Origin of the sequence: Rhodococcus pseudokoreensis, assembly GCF_017068395.1 — a bacterium.
Taxonomy (GTDB): domain Bacteria; phylum Actinomycetota; class Actinomycetes; order Mycobacteriales; family Mycobacteriaceae; genus Rhodococcus_F; species Rhodococcus_F pseudokoreensis.
In genome coordinates this window covers 7,204,312-7,223,352 of sequence record NZ_CP070619.1, presented here as the reverse complement: position 1 = coordinate 7,223,352, position 19,041 = coordinate 7,204,312, and the positions used below count along the sequence as shown (strand labels likewise).

Here is a 19,041-nt window from a genome sequence, read left to right as displayed (position 1 = left end):
CGGGCCCGGAGGGCCTACAGGGCCTTGAGTTCCTCGGTGACCTCGGAAACCGACTTCTTCGCGTCCCCGAACAGCATCGAGGTGGTGTCCGCGAAGAACAGCGGGTTGTCGATGCCCGCGAACCCGGAATTCATCGACCGCTTCAGCACGATCACCGACTTCGACTGATCCACATTCAGGATCGGCATCCCGTGGATCGGCGACGACGGATCATTCCGGGCGGCCGGGTTGGTGACATCGTTCGCGCCGATCACCAGGGTGACATCGGTCCGCGAGAACTCGTCGTTGATGTCGTCCATTTCCTTCATCGCGTCGTACTCGACGTCCGCCTCCGCCAGCAGCACATTCATGTGCCCGGGCATCCGGCCCGCGACCGGGTGGATCGCGTACTTGACCTCCACACCCTTCGCCTCGAGCAGCTTGGCCATGTCCTTGACCGCGTGCTGGGCCTGCGCCACCGCCAACCCGTAGCCGGGGACGACGATGACCTGGTTGGCGTACGCCATCTGGATCGCCGCGTCCGCCGCCGAGGTGGCCTTCGCCGTCTTCGCGGTGCCGTCCCCGACCGCCGCCGCCGCGCCGCCGCCACCGAACCCGCCGGCCACGATCGCCGGGATGGACCGGTTCATCGCCTTCGCCATCAGGTTCGTCAGGATCGAACCCGACGCGCCGACGATCATGCCGGCCACGATCATCGCCTGATTATTGAGGGCCAGACCCGCCGCGGCCGCGGACAGACCGGTCAGCGCGTTCAGCAGCGAAATGACGACGGGCATGTCGGCGCCGCCGATCGGCAGCACCACCATCAACCCGAGCACCGCCGCCAGCACCAGCACCCCGACGATCCACCACTGGGAGGTGGGTCCGGTCGGGTCGATCGCCTTGATCCCGATCGCCACCGCCAACGCGACCGCCCCGACAAGTAGCACCGCATTGAGGGGTTGCTGCAGTTTGCCGATGCCGATCGGCCGGCCCGGCAGCGTCTCCTGCAGCTTCAGGAACGCGATCACGCTGCCCCAGAACGAGATCGACCCGATGACCGCCGCGAACAACGAGGCGATCACGATGTGCACCGTCGGCGACTCCCCGTGCGAGAACGCGGTGAACCCGTCCGAATCCAGGAACTCCGCATACGCGATCAGCGCGACGGTGCCGCCACCGACACCGTTGAACAACGCCACCAACTGCGGCATCGCGGTCATCTTCGTCCGCAACGCCGGCGGCACACCGAGGACCACACCGATCACCAGACCGGCGACGATCAGCACCCAGTTCGAGGTGTCGCGGATCGAGATCAGGGTCGCGACCACCGCCACCCCCATACCGACCGCGGCGATCTGGTTACCGCGGACCGCGGTCTTCGGGCCGGTCAGGCCCATCAGACCGTAGATGAACATCGAGAACGCCACGATGTAGAGCACGTTGACGAGGTACTCCATTACCGGTCCCCACCCTTCTCAGACACAGCGGCGGCGGGGGCGGCGGGCTTGGACTTGAACATGCCCAGCATCCGGTCGGTCACCACGAAACCACCGACCACGTTGATCGTTCCGAACACCAACGCCACGAACAGGATCACCTGCAGGCCCCACGGCGGGTTCTCGACCTTGCCGAGCACCACCAGGGCGCCGAGCACCACGATGCCGTGGATCGCGTTCGTCCCCGACATCAGCGGGGTATGCAACGTGTTCGGGACCTTCGAGATCACCGCGAACCCCACGAACCCGGACAACACCAGGATCGCGATGTTCGCCAACAATTCGGTATACATCTAGGACACACCCTCCTCACGGGTGACGCAGGACGCGGCGAGGACCTCGTCCGAGAAATCGGGCGCCAGCGCGCCGTCGACGAGCATCAACTCCAGCAGCGCGGAGATGTTCTTCGAGTACAGCTCGGAGGCGTGCTCGGGCATGGACGCGGGCAGGTTCAGCGGCGAGCAGATCGTCACCCCGTGCTTGACGACGGTCTGACCGGGTTCGGTGAGCTCGCAGTTGCCGCCGGTCTCGCCGGCCAGGTCGACCACCACCGATCCCGGTTTCATGCCCTCCACCGCGGCGGCGGTCACCAACCGGGGTGCCGGGCGGCCCGGGACCAGGGCGGTGGTGATGACCACGTCGAACCCCTTGATCGCGTTTTCCAGGGCCTGCTGCTGCTGCGCCCGCTCGTCCTCGGTGAGTTCGCGGGCGTAGCCGCCCTCACCGGCGGCGTCGATCCCCAGATCGAGCCACTGCGCACCGACCGAGCGGACCTGGTCGGCGACCTCGGGGCGCACGTCGTAGCCGGTGGCCCTCCCGCCGAGCCGCTTCGCCGTGGCCAGGGCCTGCAGGCCGGCGACACCGACCCCGAGGACCAGCACCGTCGCCGGCTTCACGGTGCCCGCGGCGGTGGTCAGCATCGGGAAGAACCGGGTCGACTCCGACGCCGCCAACAGCACCGACTTGTAGCCGGACACGTTCGCCTGCGACGACAACGCGTCCATCACCTGGGCGCGGGAGATGCGCGGGATCGCCTCGACCGCGAAGGCCTGCACCCCGGCCGCCTTCAGCGCGGCCACCTGATTGTCCTGATTACGCGGGGCGAGGAACCCGATCAACGTCTGCCCGGCGCGCAACCGGCCGACTTCCTCGTCCGACGGCGGCGCGACCTTCACGATCACCTCCGCCGACCACGGGTCGGCGATCTTCGCGCCCACCCCGGTGTACAACTCGTCCGGAATCAACGCGCCCAACCCGGCACCCGACTCGACCACCACGTCGACGCCCTTGGCGATCAACGACGCCACGATCTTCGGCACCAACGCCACCCGACGCTCACCGTCGTTCGACTCCCGAACGACACCGATCGTCGGGCGCGCGGTGGACGCGCTCTGCGATGTATCCATGTATCGACTTCCTGCGGTAGATGGTGTGTGTGCCGCGACGAGCGGCGATCAACCGATGATGAGCGGAAAAAAATTCCCCCGATTCGACTGAGTTAGCTGATAGTAGCCAGAGAACGCGTGACGTAGGGAACAGAGAACGCCGTGCGTACGCGTCTGAATCGAGTCCGAACAGTCGTTCTCACAGATCTTTCTGCTCGTTTGTGAACCCGATCACAGGGCGATTCGTCGTAGTCTGACGGTAGACAGCCGCAAGGAAGCGGAGGTTCGGCCATGAGCAAACCGAAGGAACGGAGCGCGGAGGACGTCACCGCGGATCCGCCGGTGATCGTCGAGCGGGTCTACGACCATCCGACCGAGGGCGACGGACTGCGACTGTTCGTGGACCGGCTGTGGCCGCGGGGGCTGCGCAAGGACGCGTTCCATTTCGACGACTGGGCCAAGGACCTGGCGCCGTCGACGGAGTTGCGTCATTGGTACTCGCACGACGTCGCCGCGTTCAGCGAGTTCCGCGAGCGGTACGTCCACGAGCTCGATTCGCCGACCGGCCGGAAGGCGGTCGCACGGGTGCAGGAACTGGCGCAGGGGCGGCCGATCGTTCTGCTCACCGCGACGAAGGACGTCAGTCACAGCCATGCCGAGGTCCTCGCCGAATACATGCTGGATCGGTTGTGACGTCTCCCGGCGACGAGGCCCTGCCCCTCGCCGAGCCGGACGACGACCTCGGCGGCGATCCGGTGTGCTGGCTCGACCGTGTGTGCCCCGACTGCGGCTTGTTCCTCACCGACCGCACCGCGAGCACCTGCCCGCGCTGTGGTGCGGCGCGGGACAGGTGACGGTCGGGGGTTCAGCCGGCGTTCAGGTACCGCGCGCGGAGTTTGTGCTTGACGAGTTTGCCGGTGGGGGTGCGCGGCAGGTCGTCGGAGAAGTCGATGCTGCGCGGCGCCTTGTAGTGACTGACCCGCTCCCGCACGTAGTCGAGTAGCTCGCGGGCGACGGCGTCCGACGGCTCCACCCCGTCGACGAGTTGCACGACGGCTTTGACCTGTTCGCCCATCTCCTCGTCGGGGACGCCGATCACGGCGACGTCGAACACCTTGGGATGCATGGTGAGAACGTTCTCCGACTCCTGCGGGTAGATGTTCACTCCGCCCGAGATGATCATGAACGCGGCACGGTCCGTGAGGTAGAGAAAGCGGCCGGAGTCGATGTACCCGATGTCGCCGCTCGTGGTCCACGTCGGGTGGTCGGGGTGCGTCGCGGAGTCGGTCTTCGCGGGGTCGTTGTGGTATTCGAACGGTCGTTCCTCCCGTTCCCAGTAGACGGTTCCGACATCGCCGACGGGGACGTCGGCGCCGGTGTCGTCGCAGATGTGGACGATGCCCATGACCCCGTCGTGGCCCACCGACCCGGGCTTGGCGAGCGCCTGGGCGCTGTCGATGAACGTGGCGCCGGCGCCCTCGGTGGAGGCGTAGTACTCGTGAACGACCGGACCCCACCAGTCGATCATCGACCGCTTCACGTCGGGCGGGCACGGCGCCGCCGCGTGGATCGCCGCCTTCAGGCTCGACACGTCGAATTTGTCGCGAACGTCCTTCGGCAGCTTGAGCATCCGGACGAACATCGTCGGAACCCACTGACTGTGGGTCACCCGGTATTCCTCGATGAGCCGCAGCGATTCCTCGGCGTCGAAACGGTCCATCAGCACGATCGTGCCGCCGACGGAGGTGATGGTGCCGCAGAAGCGCAGCGGCGCGGCGTGATACAGAGGTGCCGGGCACAGATAGACGGTGTCGGAATCGAATCCGTACATCGGGGCGAACACCGCCGTGTACGGGTCCGTCGTCGTGTTCACTTCCCCTTCGGGGAGTGCGGGTTTGATCCCCTTGGGCCTGCCGGTGGTGCCCGACGAGTACAGCATGTCCTGTCCGCGGGGCTGCGAATCGAGCGGTGCGGCCGACTGCGCCGTCACGGCGTCCTCATAGCTGTCGAATCCGTCCAGCGCACCGCCGTAGACGAGCCGGTGACGGACGCGGGGCAGCTGATGCGGGTCGCGGGGCACGGCGCCGCCCGCGTCGGCGGACACGATGAGCACCTCGGCTCCGCAGTCGTCGACGACGTAACCGGCTTCCTCCGGGGTGAGGTGCCAGTTCACCACGGTGATGTACAGCCCGGATCGCAGCGCAGCCCAGTACACCTCGAGGACCCGGAGGTCGTTGCTCGACACGAGCGCCAGGTGGTCGCCGACCTTCAGGCCGAGCGAGCGCAGGTGCCGCGCGAGGCGGGTGGACCTCTCGTCCAGCTCCCGGTAGGTCAGCCGCTCCCCCGTCGAAGGACGTATGACGGCGGGCTTGTCCGGGGTGGTCGCCACGAAGTTTCCAGGGAACATCCGCACTCCTTTTGTTAATGGAGATTCTCACCATCGGTCTACCACACCGAACCCCGGACGGGGAGGCCTTCGACGCTCTCACCGGCGCATTCGCCCGCCCGCGGCGAAAATGCTCGGACTGTCCGGCGGAAGGTCCTAGAGTTGAGGCAAAAGGAGGCGTACGACCCGTGAATGCCCTGCAGAAGGAACCGATCCTCGACGCGTTGTTCGAGGAGTGGGACGTACTCGACGACGTGCTGTCCTCGTTGTCCGGCGACGCGTGGTTCACGCCCACCGCGCTGCCGGGGTGGACGGTACACGACGTGACCGCGCATCTGATCGGCACAGAGTCTCTGCTCGCCGGAATCTCCGCGCCGCACACCACCATCGACGTCCGCGGCCTCGCCCACGTGCGCAACGAGATCGGTGCGTTCAACGAAGAGTGGGTGGAGGGACTGCGGGGGTGCTCGGGCCCCGAAATGCTCGAGCGTTTCCGGATGATCGTTGCCCGCAGGCGGTCGGAGCTGGGCGAGATGACCGACGAGATGTTCGCGGCCGAGACCACCACACCGGTCGGGCCGGCACCCTATCTCCGTTTCATGCGCATCCGCGTGTTCGACTGCTGGATGCACGAGCTCGACCTGCGGGACGCGCTCGGGATGCCCGGCGACGAGGGCGGCCTGCGCGGGGAGACGGCGTTCGCGGAGATCGCAGGCGCCGTCGCGTTCCTCGTCGGCAAGCGCGGCAAGGCCCCGGACGGATCGAGGATCACGCTCGAGCTGACGGGACCGCTCGCTCGCAACATTCACATCGCCGTCGACGGCCGGGCCGCGGTGGTCGACGAACTGCCGTCGGAGGCCACCACGACGGTGACTCTCGACTCCCGGCTGTTCACCCGGCTGGCGGGTGGCAGGACGACGGCCGCGGACCACCGCGACGAGATCGCGTTGAGCGGCGACACCGACGCGGGCAAGCGGATCGTCGACAACCTCGCGTTCACGATCTGACCGCGGTGCGCCTGTTCCTGTCCTCGTACCGGTTCGGCGCGGATCCCGCGCCGCTGCTGTCGCTCGTCGGCCGTCCGGGGCGCGTCGGGGTGATCGCGGCGGCAGCGGACGCGTGGCCGCGGACGGCGCGGACGTCCGCGGTCGTGAGTGACGTCATGCCGCTGACGCGCCTGGGCTTCACCGCGGAGGAGGTGGATCTACGCGACTACATCGGTGACGACGGGCAGCCGCGTGCGGCCGCGCTGAGGCAGCGGCTCGACGGGTTCGGCCTGGTGTGGGTGCGCGGCGGGAACACGTTCGTGTTACGTGCGCAGATGGCCCGGAGCGGGGCGGACCGGGTGATCCCGGAACTGTTGGCGAGCGATTCGCTGGTGTACGCCGGCTACAGCGCGGGGGCGTGTGTGATGACTCCGACGCTGCACGGTCTCGACTCCTCCGATGACCCGGCGGAGGTGGTCGCGACGTGTGGCGTGGAGCCGCGCTGGGACGGACTGGGGATGGTGGGCTTCGCGATCGTGCCGCATTACCCGCCTGCGGAGCTTCCAGGGGCCGGAAACGCGGTGCCCTTGGAGGACGCAGCAGCCGTTCGGCGCACGGTCGACGCTCTGAGGCTCGCCGGCATCGAGTACCGCACCTTGACGGACGATCAGGCGATCGTCGTGAACGGAGATCGAACCGAACTCGTCTGACGACGGCGAGCCCTGCGGCGGGGAGGCCTTCAGCCGAAGACGGCGACCGGCACGGACGGGGTGAAGGGGGCGACGCGGTCGAGTGCGGCCCAGGTGACCTCGCAGCGCTTGGCGGTGACTTCGTCCGCGTCGGCGAGGAGCGTGTTCAGGAGGGTCTTCGGGTTCAGGCGCCATTCCTGGACCATCGACCGGACTTCCTCGTTGGTGAACAGTCCCGAACCGGCGAGTGCGAAGATCCATTCGTCGAACTCGCCACGGTGGATCTGCTCGATGGAGTCGTAGTCGATTCCACCATCGAGGAACTCGTACGAGAACATCGCGGAGATGTAGCTGCTGGGATCTCGGTGGAGTGCATTCATCGGTGCGGGTCCTTCCAGGGTCGGTGCGGCAAAACCCGGCCCCAACGGTGTTCTGGCTCACATTTCGTGAGAATCTCCGTTTGGGTGTAACGCCTCGCCGGTGTTTGACGATGCAAGACGCTAACCCGTAGAAGTGGGTTTTTGCATTGCCTGGTCGATACGATCCGGTAACAGAGTGGCGATTGTGACCTGTGTTACACCCGATTTGTCCGGGTCCACCCGGCTGACGGGACGCCCCTACCAGCATTTTCCCCTCCGGGCACGGGTGCATACCCCACCGGTGGACCCCCCGAAAAAATTCACCCCCCTGATCCCACATCGTGAGACTCCTACGCGTAAGTAACTAACAGATGGGCTATTGGGGAGTCGCTTCTGCACCGAACGTCCAGGTTGGAGCGATATCCGGGAAACACGGTCGGAATCGGTTCAGTTGGACACATGACCAATTCGCGGACAGTCGTCGTCCGCCGGGCTACCGTCGAGGTCCCCGACACCCGCATTCCAGGAGTCACGATGACGGTCACCGACGACGCACTCGCGGCGCTCACGAGCGCGCTCCCCCGGGGCTGCCTCGTCACCGATCCGGACGTCCTGGCGTCCTACCGCCAGGACTGGGCGCGCGACCCCGACGCCGTCCTCCCCCTCGCCGTCGCCCGCCCCGCGACCACCGAGGAAGTCCAGGTGGTGATGCGCTGGGCGACCGAGCACCGCGTCCCCGTGATCCCGCGCGGCGCCGGGTCCGGGCTCAGCGGCGGCGCCACCGCCGTGGCGGGCAGCGTGGTGGTCAGCACCGAACGCATGCGCCGGATCGAGGTGGACCCGGTCACGCGGATCGCCGTCGTCGAACCGGGACTGCTCAACGCCGAGGTCAAGGCCGCGGCCGCCGAACACGGCCTCTGGTACCCGCCCGATCCGTCGTCGTTCGAGATGTGCTCGATCGGCGGCAACGTCGCGACCAACGCGGGCGGGCTGTGCTGCGTCAAGTACGGCGTCACCACCGACTACATCCTCGCGCTGCGGGTGGTTCTCGCGGACGGGACGGACGTGCGCCTCGGCGGCCCGCGCCTGAAGGACGTGGCCGGCCTGTCGCTGACCAAGTTGTTCGTCGGGAGCGAGGGAACGCTCGGCATCGTCACGGAGGCGACGCTGCGGCTGATCCCGGCCCAGCCGCCTGCGAGCACCCTTGTCGCGTCGTTCGCCTCCGTGCAGGCGGCCGCCGACACCGTGCTGGCCATCACCCGCACGCTGCGACCGTCGATGCTCGAGTTCATGGACCGCGCCTCGATCGGCGCCGTCGAGGACGCACTGAAGATGGGCCTCGACCGGACGGCGGAGGCGATGCTCATCGCCCGGTCGGATGCCCCCGGTGCGATTGCGGCCGAAGAGATTTCCGTCATGGCGGACGCCTGCACGGCGAACGGCGCGACCGAGGTCTTCACCACCGACGACCCCGACGAGGGCGAAGCATTCGCCGCGGCAAGACGATTCGCGATCCCCGCGGTCGAGAGACTGGGCACCCTGCTGCTCGAGGACGTCGGGGTCCCGCTGCCGAAACTGCCTGCGCTGGTGGAGGGAATCGCGGCCATCTCCCGCGAGCGTGACGTGATGGTCGCGGTGATCGCCCACGCCGGCGACGGAAACACGCACCCGCTCATCGTGTTCGACCCCGAGGACGCCGCGATGGCCGAGCGCGCCCATCTCGCTTTCGGCGAGATCATGGACCTCGCAATCGCTCTCGGCGGTACGATCACCGGCGAGCACGGCGTCGGCCGCCTGAAGAAGGCCTGGTTGCCCGACCAGTTGGGCCCGGACGTCATGGAATTGACGCAGCGGATCAAGACGGCACTCGACCCGCTGGGGATACTCAACCCCGGAGCGATCCTGTAGCTACCCAGGGCGGGTGCGATACCCAATGGTTACCCAAGGGACTGGTGTGACAGGTGAGGTATTGCTAGCGTGACCGGACCGAACTCGACTCGTCGCAGAGAGGTGCGCTCGTGACCAGACTCCGCCGTGTCGCCTCCCTGGCGATGCCCGCCTTACTCGCTTCCACCTGCACGTTTTTCACGATGGCGCCCCCTGTTGCGACGGCGGCGCCGTGCCTCGGCGGAACCGGCAGCCTCGGATCGAGCGGCTCGGGCCAGGGCATCAACCCCATCCCTTGGCTCAACGGCAGCGACGGCCGCCTTCCCGAGCTGCGTGGCAAAACTCAGGCAATCGCACACATCACCGGCCCGCGCAGCCCCAACGACACGATCGGCAGGTTCCGGGTACTCGGCACCGACCTCGGCATCATGTGGGACAACGGTGGAGGCGAGATCCTCACCGCGTTCGGCGACACCGTCGGGCTGAGCGACAACCCGCTGTGCGGTCTGGTCGGCGACTGGCGCAGCAACATCCTGCTGCGCAGCTCCGACAAGGACCTCACCGACGGGATGGGCATCGACAATTCCCCGGTCGATCTGCCGAATCATTCCAAGGAGATCATCCAGAGCCAGAAGATCCCGGGTGTGGAGCAGACCGTCATCCCCACCACCGGCATCTCGGTCGGCGCGGGCCCGGCCGCGACGCAGTACATCAATTACATGTCGGTGCGCAGCTGGGGCGCCCCGGGCGAGTGGGACACCAACGCGTCCGGCATCGCGTACTCCGTGGACAACGGCGAGAACTGGGTCACCGATCCCCTGACGCTGCGGCCCAACGTGCCGGGCACGGGCGCCGAGAACTTCCAGATGGGCTCGTACGTCAAGCACGACGGATTCGTCTACGCGTTCGGCACCCCGTCGGGGCGGTCCGGCGACGCCCGGTTGTCGCGGGTGAAGGAGGCGGACATCCGGAACCTCTCGCTGTACAAGTACTGGGACGGCAAGGCGTGGGTGAAGACCAACGCGACTGTCGCCGCACCGGTGATCCCCGGACCGGTCAGCGAGTTGTCGGTGCAGTACAACGAATACCTCGGTCAGTTCGTGGCGATGTACACCGATGCCGGCAACTCGGTGGTCATGCGCCGATCCGACCACCTCGAATCCGGCTGGAGCGAACCCGAAGTGCTCGTGAGCAGCCGGGACGTGCCCGAGCTGTACGGCGCGTACATGCACCCGTGGTCGAAGGGATCCGACCTGTATTTCCTGGCCACCACCTGGTCGGACTACAACGTCATGCTGCTGCGCACCAACCTGGCGGACTGACGTAATCTGCGAGTGACAGCGTGCGCGGGACAGCGCGCACGCCACACGAGCAGAGGAGCGATCTGTGGCGGCCACGGTGGAACACGACGTGTCGGAATCCCGGTTCGAGATCTACCTCGACGGCCAGCTGGCCGGATACGCCGACTACTTCGAGCGGAACGGTGCCCGCGACTTCCACCACACCGTGACGTACCCGCAGTTTCGCGGGCAGGGCCTGGCGGCGGTGGTGGTGAAGGCCGCCCTCGACGACACGAAGTCCAGCGGGCTCTCCGTGATCCCGTCGTGCTCGTACGTGGAGAAGTACATCGCCGAGAATCCGAGCTATGCGGAGCTCGTCTGATCCGCTCCGCCCCGCCGTCCGCGCGAGTTGTCTTCTCGCCGCGACGGTAGTGCTGGCCGGCTGCGGTTCCGGCAGCGGTTCCGACACCGGTCCGGCGTCCGCGCCGACCACCTCGGTGGCCGCGCAGCCCGGCCCGTTCGTGGGTGAATGCGGTTCGCTGACCGACGCCGAGGTGTACGAGCGGGCGGGGATCGCCGGGCTCACCCCGGTGTCGCGGAACGGCATCAAGTGCCGGTGGGAAGCGGACGGCGGCGAACGGTACGTGATGTTCACCTGGTACCGCGGCAGCCCCATCGACCGGGAGCGGGCGGTGGCCAAGGGCATCGGTCACGAGGTCCACGACCTCGAGATCGCCGGGCATCGCGGGTTCTCGTCGCAGAACGTCGGGTTCTGCGAGGTCGCGCTCGGCACCGGTTCCGATTTCGTGCACTGGCTGGTCCGCTACGGCGCCGGCAGTGCACCCGCCGATCCGTGCGAGGCCCCGACTGCGCTCGGCCGGCTGACGCTGGGGAAGGCCAAGTGAGCGGCGCCCGGCGACTCGCCGCGGCGGTGGCGTCGGCGATGGTGCTGGCCGGATGCGGCACCTCTGTCACGGGCACTCCCCTGCCCGAGGGCGCCGGGTCCTCCGACGACGGCGGCTCGCCGCAGTTCGACAAGCTCCTGCGCGAATGCGACGCCGTCCCCGACGACAAGATCGCGGAGACCCTGCACGGCGCAGGCATCGACCAGTACTTCTACGGTGCGGTGTGCATGTGGACGGTGTCGTCCGCCGCCGGATCGATCGACGTCACGTTCGGCTGGTTCGAGAACAACTCGCTGCAGCGGGAGCGGGCGGTGGCCGACCAGCTGGGCTATCAGGTGGAGGCCACGTCGATCGCGGGCACGTCGGCGTTCAGCGCCCGGCGGCCGGGTGATTCGGCGGCGTGCGGGATCACCGCCGCCTACTCCGGTGTCATCACGTGGTGGGTGCAGCAGCGGTCCGGGACGGGCGACCCGTGCGACGGCGCGCGCACGCTCGCCGAGTTGACCCTGCAACGCAACCAGTAGCGGCCGAAAATTCGCTCGCGGTGGCCACGACCTCGCTGTTAGCGTCGAAGGACCACCGACCGAGCCGACCAGAGGACCCCTGCCGTGACCGCCACCGAGACGGCTGTGACTCGACGGTTCGGGCCCCTGATCCTGCTGAACGTCGCGACGCTGTTCTCCTCCACGGGCAACGGCATCGTGATCGTCGTGCTGCCGTGGCTCGTGCTCGAGCAGACCGGTCGCGCGTCCGACGCCGCGATCGTCGCGGGCGCGGCCACCCTCCCGTTGTTGCTGTCGAGCCTGTTCGCGGGCACGTTCGTCGACCTGTTCGGACGACGTCGCACGTCGCTGATCTCCGACTGCCTGTCGGCCCTGTCCGTGGCGGCCATCCCGGTGATCGCGACCACGGCGGGACTCACCGTCACGGTGATCGCCGTCCTCGCCGCGATCGGCGCCGCGTTCGATCCGGCCGGCATCGCGGCCAGGGAGTCGATGCTGCCCGCCGCCACGAAGTCCGCGGGATGGTCCCTCGACCGGATGAACAGCCTCTACGAGGCCAATTACAACGTGGCGTATCTCGTCGGGCCGGGTATCGGTGGCGTCCTCATCGCCACCGTGGGTGCGGTGAACACGTTGTGGGTCGCTGCCGCCGGATTCCTGCTGTCCGTGGCGACGATCGCGTTCCTGCGTCTCGAGAACGCCGGCAGGCCGGACACCGCGACGCGTCCGACGTCCATCTGGCACGGCACGCTCGAAGGATTGAAGTTCGTGTGGCACAACCGGCTCCTGCGCACGATCGCGCTCGTGGACATGGCGGTGGTCGCGCTGTACATGCCGGTCGAGTCGGTGGTGTTCCCGGTGTACTTCACCGAACTCGACAAACCTGCGCAACTGGGTTCGGTGCTGATGGCGCTCAGCATCGGCGGCGTGGTGGGCGCCCTTGCGTACGGACCGCTCGCGCCGTTCGTGTCGCGCCGGATGCTGATGGTGGTGGCGGTGACGGTGCTGGGCGCGGCGATGGTCGCGATGGCGTTCCTTCCTCCGCTGTGGGCGATCCTGGCGCTGGCTCTCCTGCAGGGTCTGGTGTTCGGCCCGGTCGGCCCGATCGCGAACTACGCCATGCAGACTCGCAGCCCGGAGCACATGCGCGGCCGGGTCACCGGGGTGATGACGTCCACCGCGTATGCGGCGGGTCCGCTGGGCTATCTGCTGGCCGGCCCGATCCTCGACAAGTGGGGAATCCAGCCGACGTTCTTCGTGCTCGCGATCCCGGTCCTGATCATCGGGCTGGCGTGCTTCGCGCTGCCCGTGCTGAAGGAACTGGACGAGAAGGTGCCGGTCAGTTGAAGCCCATGACGTCGTTGCCCCAGGCGACCCGCATCTCCTTGTCCGGGTCATTCACGAGGGTGTCCGCGCCGTCGATCAGCAGCGTGGAGCGGTTCTCCTCGTCGTAGGGGGCCCAGTGCTTGGACGCGTCCAGGGCGGCGGGGACACCGTGCCGCGCGAACGCGAGCCACCGGCGCTGGATCCGGCCGGACACCTCGAGTGCCGTCTTCCGGCCGCCGAGCCAGAACGTCGGGTCGATGTTGAGGGTGTCGAAATTGCCGAACACGTACGGGAGTTCGGTGGCGTGCCCGGCTCCGATGCGTGCGGCCTTGAGCATCGGGGTGGCCTGGTCGAACCGGTACATCCACGTCGGCGAGTGCCTGCTGTGGGCGTCGGCCACCCACAGGGCGGGCATCCGGAACGCGGCGTCGCGGGACATCGCGAGCGCGCCCTTCGGTTTCCCGCGGTCCGGGTACGCCGACAGGATGTCGGCGAGGCGGGCCGCGGGCAATTCCGGGTGATCGGTCGCGATCGCCCGCAGCATCTCCTGCACCGAATCCGAAGTGACCGGCAGCAAAGGCGATTTCATGAACTTGAAGATCGACGACTCGTCCTTGTTGGAACCGATGATGAGCGGGATGCGGTGGGAGTACCCCTTCTGGAACGCGGCCACCGGGTAGCGGGGCAGGAAGTCGCGGTCCACCACGGGCGCCATGGCGAGTGTGCCGGGGATCTTCGTCGGCACCTCGTTGACGAGCGTGTCGCTGGCCTCGATGACCGTGCGGTACGGGAGGCGCAGCAGCGTGTCGATGCGGTCGGGTTCCACGTCGAGGATGTCGAGGAACTGCTTCGCGACGGTGGCCGCGCGCTCGCTGCCGTACACCGACGTGGCGGGCGGGCTCTGGGCGATCGCGCGGTGGAACAACCCGTCCGCGCTCGGGCACGTCATCAGCGTGGTTATCGACCCGGCTCCCGACGACTCCCCGAACACCGTCACTTCGTCCGGGTCACCGCCGAAGAACGCGATGTTCTCGCGCACCCATTCGAGGGCGGCGACCTGATCGCGTAGCCCGCAGTTGGTCTCGAACACCCGCTCCGCCGTCGAGAACGACGACAGGTCGAGGAAGCCGAGCGCTCCCACCCGGTAGTTGAACGAGACCAGCACGACGTCGCCGAGAGTGGACAGGATCCGACCGTTGTAGATGCCCTGAGCTGCGGTTCCCAGGCAGTAGGCGCCGCCGTGGATCCACACCATCACCGGCCGCGGGGTGCCGTCGGGCCGGGGGGCCCACACGTTGACCGACAGGCAGTCCTCGTCCATCTCGAGTCCGGCGTCGATCGGGACGGCGGTGCCGTGACCCTGCGGGGCCATCGGGCCGAAGTCGACGCAGTCGCGCACGCCGTCCCACGGGGCGGGCGGGGCCGGCGCCCGGAACCGCAGATCGCCGACGGGGGCGGCGGCGAACGGGATCCCCTTCCACGCGTAGACGTCGCCTTCGGGATAGCCGCGCACGTCGCCGTCCCGGGCGCGGACGACGAGTGTGTCGCCTGACTTCTCGACATCCACGGCCGAATCTCCTCACGCAGCGCGTACGGGAATCTCCCGCCAAACTACCAACGATGCGCAGGCAGGACCGTTCGAACGTGACATAGATCAACCGCGCGCTAACATTTCCTCCGTGGCCGCATCGACCGATCCCGAGGGCAAGAGCCTCCTCGACTACCCGCGGCCGTCCGTGGCGGTCGACGTCGCCGTCCTCACCGTGGACGGCGCCGAGCTGAAAGTGCTTGTGGTTCCGCACCGTTCGGGCCGGCTCGCGCTTCCCGGCACCTTCCTCCACGAAGGCGAGCGGCTGCGCGACGCCGCCGAGCGGTGCCTGCGGATCAAGGCAGGCCTGGCCGGCGCCGAGTTCCACCAATTGGCGATGTTCGACGACCCCGCCCGCGACGACCGCGGGTGGGTGCTGTCGATGACGCACGGCGCGGCGCTGCCCCGCACTGCCCTCCCCCGCGACGCCCTGCTGATCCCCGTCGACGGCGACCGCGTGACGCAGGACCTCGCGTTCGACCACGCGGACGTCGTCACCCTCGCCGTCGCCGACCTCCGCGAGCGGTACGCGCGGTCCGTCGACCCGTCGGGCCTGGCCGACGACACGTTCACGGTGCTCGAACTGCGCCGGGTCTACGAGGTGGTGTTCGGCCGCCCCCTCCCGAAGGACTCGTTCCGCCGGCACATGCTGCCCGCGCTCGCGCACACCGGCGACATGGCCGTCGTCGGGACCGGCAGGCCCGCCGAGATCTACACGCGCGGCCCCGCGCCCCTCGCCCCGGGGGCGGCCGCGTTCCTCGCCGGCTGAGCCCGTCCACCCACCCGGGGCCTTTCCGTTCGCGGCACGGCCGGTGCTAGGGTCGGCTTGTTCTGACACGGGGTGCTCCGCACGGGCGGGGCTGAGAACACACCCGGGAACCTGCTCAGGTAATGCTGACGAAGGGATGTCAACGTTGTGAATAGCTCTGTCCAAGGTGCTGCGGGCGCAGGCCAGCACGCCCGATTCACGGACCACTTGTGGGACCGGACCAAGGTGCTGCGCGAGGCGATCGACGAACTCGAGTTCCTGCGCCGCCTCGGCGACGGAACACTGCCGCTGGACGTGTTCCGCACGTACATCGAGCAGGATTTCCTGTACCTGACCGGGTACGCGAAGGCCCTGTCCCTGGTCGCCGCGCACGCGCCGGGTCCCGTTGAGGCCGGCTTCTGGGCCGGCTCGGCAGCCGAGGCCGCGACGGTCGAAGCGACGTTGCACCAGAATCTGCTGACCAGCGGACGACTCCCCGCGTCGGACGCCGAACCGCAGCATTCGCAGGCCTGCCTCGGGTACATCTCCTACCTGACGGCGGTCGCCGCCACCGAGCCGTACGCGGTGTCCGCCGCCGCGGTGCTGCCGTGCTTCTGGATCTACGCGGACGTGGGACGCCGGCTCGCGGCGAGCGCCCGCGAGGTGCTGTCCGCCGACCCGTCGCACCCGTACGCACAGTGGGTGACCACGTACGACGCGGAGGAGTTCCACGCCGCCGTCGCGAAGGCCCGCGAACTCGTGGACACCGCCGCGGAGGCCGCGACCGACATCCAGCGCGAGGCGATGGTGGAGGCGTTCACGATCGCCAGCCGCTACGAACTCATGTTCTGGGACACCGCACTCAACAAGCAGGAATGGCCGGCGTCGTGACACTTTTCTCCCGTTCCAAGCGCGCTGCCATCGCAGCCGTCATCCTCGTCTCGGCCCTGTCGATGCTCACCGGCTGCGCCGGCGACTCGCAGTCCGACGACACCATCCGGTTCGCACTCGACTGGACGCCGAACACCAACCACACCGGTCTGTTCGTCGCCCAGCAGGAGGGCTGGTTCGCCGACGCCGGACTCGACGTGCAGGTGCTGCCGTACAACGACACCTCGCCCGACACACTTGTCGACGCCGGTAACGCCGAGTTCGGCGTGAGCTTCCAGAGTTCCTCGACGTTCTCGAAGGCCGCGGGCGCCCAGACCACGTCGGTCATGGCCCCGCTGCAGCACTGGGCGACGGGCATCGCGGTGAAGGCGGATCGCCCCGACATCACCCGCCCCCGGGATCTCGACGGCAAGATCTACGCCGGTTTCGCGGACCCGGACGGCGAGGAGACGCTGAAGCAGATCATCCGGAACGACGGCGGCAAGGGCGAATTCACCACCGTCACGCTCGGCACGTCGGCGTACGAGGCCGTGTACTCCGGCACCGCCGACTTCACCGTGTCGTTCTTCGGCTGGGAGGGTATCGAGGCCGAGCACCGGGGCACCCCGATGCGCTACTTCCACTACACCGACTACGGATTCCCGGACGCGTACGCACTCGTCATCGAGGGCAACGAGCAGTGGATGGAAGACCACCCCGAGCAGGCCCGCAAGTTCGTCCAGGCCCTGCAGCGCGGCTATCAGTTCGCCGCCGACCGGCCGGACGAGGCCGCACAGATGTTGATCGACGCCAACCCCGGCGCCTTCACGGACGAGTCCCTCGTGCGGGAGAGCCAGCAGATGCTGTCCTCCCAGTACATGAAGGACGCTTCAGGAAAGGTCGGGACACAGACGGCCGAGCAGTGGGCGGGGTACTCCGGTTTCCTGTTCCAGCACGGCCTGCTCACCGGCCCCGACGGGGCACCGCTGACCACGGAACCCGACTGGTCGACCTATTTCACCAATGAGTACCTCGCTCAGCCCTGACCCGACCCTCCGGACCCCGGCCCCGGGCACGTCCCCGCTGCTGCGGCGGGTGCTGCCCGCGGTCGTGGTCGTGGCACTGCTGGTGATCGCGTGGCAGGTGTACGTGACGGTCAGCGGTATCCGGCCGCAGGTGCTGCCGTCGCCGCTTCGGGTCGTCCAACAGGGCTGGAAGGCGCGGGACGCCATCTCCGGTCACGCGACCGCGACACTGCAGGTGACGCTGATCGGGTTCGCCGTGTCCCTGCTCTTCGCGTGGGCCCTCGCCGTACTCGTGGACTTCTCGCCGTGGCTGCGACGCGCGTTCGTTCCGCTGTTCGTCGTGTCGCAGACACTGCCGATCATCGCGATCGCTCCACTGATGATCATCTGGTTCGGATTCGGTCTGCTGCCGAAAGTCCTCGTGATCGCCCTCGCCACGTTCTTCCCGATGACGATCGGCCTGATCGAGGGTTTCGCCGCCGCCGACCGGGAGGCGGGCGCGCTGTTGCGCAGCATGGGCGCCTCACGGTGGCAGGAATTCCGCTACGTCCGGTTGCCGTCGGCGATCCCACGGTTCTTCACCGCCCTGCGCATCGGCATCACGTACGCCGTCGTGGGCGCCGTGTTCGCCGAATACGTCGGGGCCACGTCCGGTCTCGGCATCTACATGGCCACGCAGAAGAACTCGTTCCGCACCGACCTCGTGCTGGCGGCGGTGCTCGTGACCGCCGTGATCAGCGTCAGCCTCTACCTGCTCACGTTCGCGGTCGAACGCGTCGTCGCCCCCTGGATCAAGAACGAAAGGGCCCGGCATGAGTGACACCGCGCGCGTCGCACTGTCCGGACTGAGCAAGGGATTCCCCGTCCGCGGCGGCATCCGTCCCGTCCTCGACAACGTCTCGTTCACCGTCGAACCGGGCGAGTTCGTGTCGGTGATCGGCCCCAGCGGGTGCGGGAAGAGCACCGCGTTCGCCATGCTCGCCGGACTCGACCAACCGGACACCGGCACCGTCACGATCGGCGGCGAACCCGTGCGTCCCGCGGGCAGCGGTCCGTCGAAGTGCGCGTACATGCCGCAGAAGGATCTGCTGTTCCCGTGGCGCAGCGTTCTCGACAACACCACCCTCGGACTCGAGGTGCAGGGCGTGCCCCGGAAACAGGCGCGGGACAAGGCGCGGGAACTGTTCTCCGTCTTCGGTCTCGGCGGGTTCGAGGACGCCCGGCCCAGCCAGCTGTCCGGCGGGATGCGGCAGCGCGCCGCGATGCTGCGGACCGTCGTCCAGGACCGTCCGGTGCTGCTGCTCGACGAGCCGTTCGGCGCCCTGGATTCGTTGACCCGCACCGAGATGCAGACCTGGTTGCAGGACGTGTGGCAGCGCTACCGGTGGACCGTCCTGATGATCACCCACGACATCCGGGAGGCCGTGTACCTGTCGGACCGGGTGGTCGTGCTGTCCGCGCGGCCCGCCACCGTGCGGCGCGAGGTGACCGTCGGTCTGCCTCGCCCCCGCGAACTGTCGATGATGACGTCACCCGAATTCGCGGACGTCGAACACGAACTGCTCGGCGTGCTGCACGAGGAATCGCGGCGGGCCCTCGTCGAGCAGGAGTCGGGCAGACGCTGAA

Annotated in this window: 21 protein-coding genes and 1 riboswitch; of the genes, 15 read left to right on the top strand and 6 right to left on the bottom strand. The window is 68.0% G+C overall.

What is annotated here, in order from left to right; translation table 11 throughout:
- Positions 1-14: 14 nt before the first annotated feature.
- The 3 genes from JWS13_RS38070 to JWS13_RS38060 are packed head-to-tail and all read right to left on the bottom strand — an operon-like array spanning position 15 to position 2,884.
- Positions 15-1,439 carry an NAD(P)(+) transhydrogenase (Re/Si-specific) subunit beta gene (locus JWS13_RS38070; RefSeq protein WP_206010468.1) on the bottom strand — a complete coding sequence of 475 codons (1,425 nt, stop codon included), beginning with the start codon at positions 1,437-1,439 and terminating at the stop codon, positions 15-17.
- On the bottom strand, positions 1,439-1,771 hold the full coding sequence (locus JWS13_RS38065) for an NAD(P) transhydrogenase subunit alpha part 2 (protein WP_206010467.1): 333 nt from the start codon (positions 1,769-1,771) through the stop codon (positions 1,439-1,441). Before JWS13_RS38065 ends, JWS13_RS38070 begins: the two co-directional genes overlap by 1 nt.
- Entirely contained in the window at positions 1,772-2,884 is a 1,113-nt protein-coding gene (locus tag JWS13_RS38060; protein ID WP_206010466.1) for a Re/Si-specific NAD(P)(+) transhydrogenase subunit alpha, read from the bottom strand. It lies immediately after the preceding gene.
- A gap of 270 nt (positions 2,885-3,154) precedes the next feature.
- On the opposite strand from JWS13_RS38060, the gene JWS13_RS38055 reads away from it, so the two are divergent.
- Positions 3,155-3,556: a DUF488 domain-containing protein gene (locus JWS13_RS38055; RefSeq protein ID WP_072945947.1), complete on the top strand. Its 402-nt coding sequence runs from the start codon at positions 3,155-3,157 to the stop codon at positions 3,554-3,556.
- Positions 3,553-3,717, top strand: a complete 165-nt coding sequence (locus JWS13_RS38050) for a hypothetical protein (RefSeq protein WP_206010465.1) — start codon at positions 3,553-3,555, stop codon at positions 3,715-3,717. The genes JWS13_RS38055 and JWS13_RS38050 overlap by 4 nt, the downstream gene beginning before the upstream one ends.
- Before the next feature lie 11 nt (positions 3,718-3,728).
- Here the strand turns inward: JWS13_RS38050 and JWS13_RS38045 are convergent, their stop codons facing one another.
- The gene (locus JWS13_RS38045; RefSeq protein WP_206010464.1) at positions 3,729-5,270 is read right to left on the bottom strand and encodes an AMP-binding protein; all 1,542 of its coding nucleotides are present in this window, start codon (positions 5,268-5,270) and stop codon (positions 3,729-3,731) included.
- A 167-nt stretch (positions 5,271-5,437) separates the two neighbouring features.
- On the opposite strand from JWS13_RS38045, the gene JWS13_RS38040 reads away from it, so the two are divergent.
- Positions 5,438-6,256, top strand: a complete 819-nt coding sequence (locus tag JWS13_RS38040; protein WP_206010463.1) for a maleylpyruvate isomerase family mycothiol-dependent enzyme — start codon at positions 5,438-5,440, stop codon at positions 6,254-6,256.
- A 5-nt stretch (positions 6,257-6,261) separates the two neighbouring features.
- The gene (locus JWS13_RS38035) at positions 6,262-6,945 is read left to right on the top strand and encodes a Type 1 glutamine amidotransferase-like domain-containing protein (RefSeq protein WP_206010462.1); all 684 of its coding nucleotides are present in this window, start codon (positions 6,262-6,264) and stop codon (positions 6,943-6,945) included.
- A 29-nt stretch (positions 6,946-6,974) separates the two neighbouring features.
- Here JWS13_RS38035 and JWS13_RS38030 read toward each other — a convergent pair whose 3' ends face one another.
- Positions 6,975-7,304, bottom strand: coding sequence for a hypothetical protein (locus JWS13_RS38030; RefSeq protein ID WP_011594545.1), 330 nt, complete (start codon positions 7,302-7,304; stop codon positions 6,975-6,977).
- A gap of 513 nt (positions 7,305-7,817) precedes the next feature.
- Between JWS13_RS38030 and JWS13_RS38025 the strand changes: the two genes are divergently transcribed.
- From JWS13_RS38025 to JWS13_RS38000, 6 genes are all read left to right on the top strand, one after another.
- Positions 7,818-9,191, top strand: a complete 1,374-nt coding sequence (locus tag JWS13_RS38025) for an FAD-binding oxidoreductase (protein WP_206011897.1) — start codon at positions 7,818-7,820, stop codon at positions 9,189-9,191.
- A gap of 110 nt (positions 9,192-9,301) precedes the next feature.
- A complete protein-coding gene (locus JWS13_RS38020) occupies positions 9,302-10,492 on the top strand; it encodes a DUF4185 domain-containing protein (RefSeq protein ID WP_206010461.1) in 1,191 nt (396 codons plus the stop codon).
- A 64-nt stretch (positions 10,493-10,556) separates the two neighbouring features.
- Positions 10,557-10,832 carry a GNAT family N-acetyltransferase gene (locus JWS13_RS38015; protein WP_012688515.1) on the top strand — a complete coding sequence of 92 codons (276 nt, stop codon included), beginning with the start codon at positions 10,557-10,559 and terminating at the stop codon, positions 10,830-10,832.
- Complete coding sequence (locus JWS13_RS38010) at positions 10,816-11,355, top strand: DUF3558 domain-containing protein (RefSeq protein ID WP_206010460.1); 540 nt, start codon at positions 10,816-10,818, stop codon at positions 11,353-11,355. Before JWS13_RS38015 ends, JWS13_RS38010 begins: the two co-directional genes overlap by 17 nt.
- The gene (locus JWS13_RS38005; protein ID WP_124393528.1) at positions 11,352-11,879 is read left to right on the top strand and encodes a DUF3558 domain-containing protein; all 528 of its coding nucleotides are present in this window, start codon (positions 11,352-11,354) and stop codon (positions 11,877-11,879) included. The genes JWS13_RS38010 and JWS13_RS38005 overlap by 4 nt, the downstream gene beginning before the upstream one ends.
- A gap of 84 nt (positions 11,880-11,963) precedes the next feature.
- Entirely contained in the window at positions 11,964-13,205 is a 1,242-nt protein-coding gene (locus JWS13_RS38000; RefSeq protein ID WP_124393529.1) for an MFS transporter, read from the top strand.
- Here the strand turns inward: JWS13_RS38000 and JWS13_RS37995 are convergent.
- On the bottom strand, positions 13,198-14,751 hold the full coding sequence (locus tag JWS13_RS37995; protein WP_206010459.1) for a carboxylesterase/lipase family protein: 1,554 nt from the start codon (positions 14,749-14,751) through the stop codon (positions 13,198-13,200). The two genes, JWS13_RS38000 and JWS13_RS37995, sit on opposite strands and share 8 nt — an antisense overlap.
- A gap of 112 nt (positions 14,752-14,863) precedes the next feature.
- Between JWS13_RS37995 and JWS13_RS37990 the strand changes: the two genes are divergently transcribed.
- The 5 genes from JWS13_RS37990 to JWS13_RS37970 all read left to right on the top strand — a co-directional run bounded on the left by JWS13_RS37990 (position 14,864) and on the right by JWS13_RS37970 (position 19,040).
- Complete coding sequence (locus JWS13_RS37990; protein WP_206010458.1) at positions 14,864-15,541, top strand: NUDIX hydrolase; 678 nt, start codon at positions 14,864-14,866, stop codon at positions 15,539-15,541.
- 58 nt (positions 15,542-15,599) lie between these two features.
- A riboswitch (TPP riboswitch) is annotated at positions 15,600-15,695 on the top strand.
- Entirely contained in the window at positions 15,689-16,411 is a 723-nt protein-coding gene (locus JWS13_RS37985) for a TenA family protein (protein WP_206010457.1), read from the top strand. (Overlaps the previous riboswitch by 7 nt.)
- Positions 16,396-17,436, top strand: coding sequence for an ABC transporter substrate-binding protein (locus tag JWS13_RS37980; protein ID WP_206010456.1), 1,041 nt, complete (start codon positions 16,396-16,398; stop codon positions 17,434-17,436). The genes JWS13_RS37985 and JWS13_RS37980 overlap by 16 nt, the downstream gene beginning before the upstream one ends.
- A complete protein-coding gene (locus tag JWS13_RS37975) occupies positions 17,414-18,235 on the top strand; it encodes an ABC transporter permease (protein WP_206010455.1) in 822 nt (273 codons plus the stop codon). The genes JWS13_RS37980 and JWS13_RS37975 overlap by 23 nt, the downstream gene beginning before the upstream one ends.
- Positions 18,228-19,040: an ABC transporter ATP-binding protein gene (locus tag JWS13_RS37970; protein WP_124393535.1), complete on the top strand. Its 813-nt coding sequence runs from the start codon at positions 18,228-18,230 to the stop codon at positions 19,038-19,040. Before JWS13_RS37975 ends, JWS13_RS37970 begins: the two co-directional genes overlap by 8 nt.
- Position 19,041 lies beyond the last annotated feature (1 nt).

What these genes read in the sequence shown, in the direction of transcription:
- JWS13_RS38055 (WP_072945947.1), top strand. Translation starts at nt 3,155, where the DNA reads ATGAGCAAACCGAAGGAACGGAGCGCGGAGGACGTCACCGCGGATCCG.
- JWS13_RS38065 (WP_206010467.1), bottom strand. Translation starts at nt 1,771, where the DNA reads ATGTATACCGAATTGTTGGCGAACATCGCGATCCTGGTGTTGTCCGGG.
- JWS13_RS38010 (WP_206010460.1), top strand. Translation starts at nt 10,816, where the DNA reads ATGCGGAGCTCGTCTGATCCGCTCCGCCCCGCCGTCCGCGCGAGTTGT.
- JWS13_RS37980 (WP_206010456.1), top strand. Translation starts at nt 16,396, where the DNA reads ATGGCCGGCGTCGTGACACTTTTCTCCCGTTCCAAGCGCGCTGCCATC.
- JWS13_RS38025 (WP_206011897.1), top strand. Translation starts at nt 7,818, where the DNA reads ATGACGGTCACCGACGACGCACTCGCGGCGCTCACGAGCGCGCTCCCC.
- JWS13_RS38060 (WP_206010466.1), bottom strand. Translation starts at nt 2,884, where the DNA reads ATGGATACATCGCAGAGCGCGTCCACCGCGCGCCCGACGATCGGTGTC.
- JWS13_RS38030 (WP_011594545.1), bottom strand. Translation starts at nt 7,304, where the DNA reads ATGAATGCACTCCACCGAGATCCCAGCAGCTACATCTCCGCGATGTTC.
- JWS13_RS38070 (WP_206010468.1), bottom strand. Translation starts at nt 1,439, where the DNA reads ATGGAGTACCTCGTCAACGTGCTCTACATCGTGGCGTTCTCGATGTTC.
- JWS13_RS37975 (WP_206010455.1), top strand. Translation starts at nt 17,414, where the DNA reads ATGAGTACCTCGCTCAGCCCTGACCCGACCCTCCGGACCCCGGCCCCG.
- JWS13_RS38045 (WP_206010464.1), bottom strand. Translation starts at nt 5,270, where the DNA reads ATGTTCCCTGGAAACTTCGTGGCGACCACCCCGGACAAGCCCGCCGTC.
- JWS13_RS37970 (WP_124393535.1), top strand. Translation starts at nt 18,228, where the DNA reads ATGAGTGACACCGCGCGCGTCGCACTGTCCGGACTGAGCAAGGGATTC.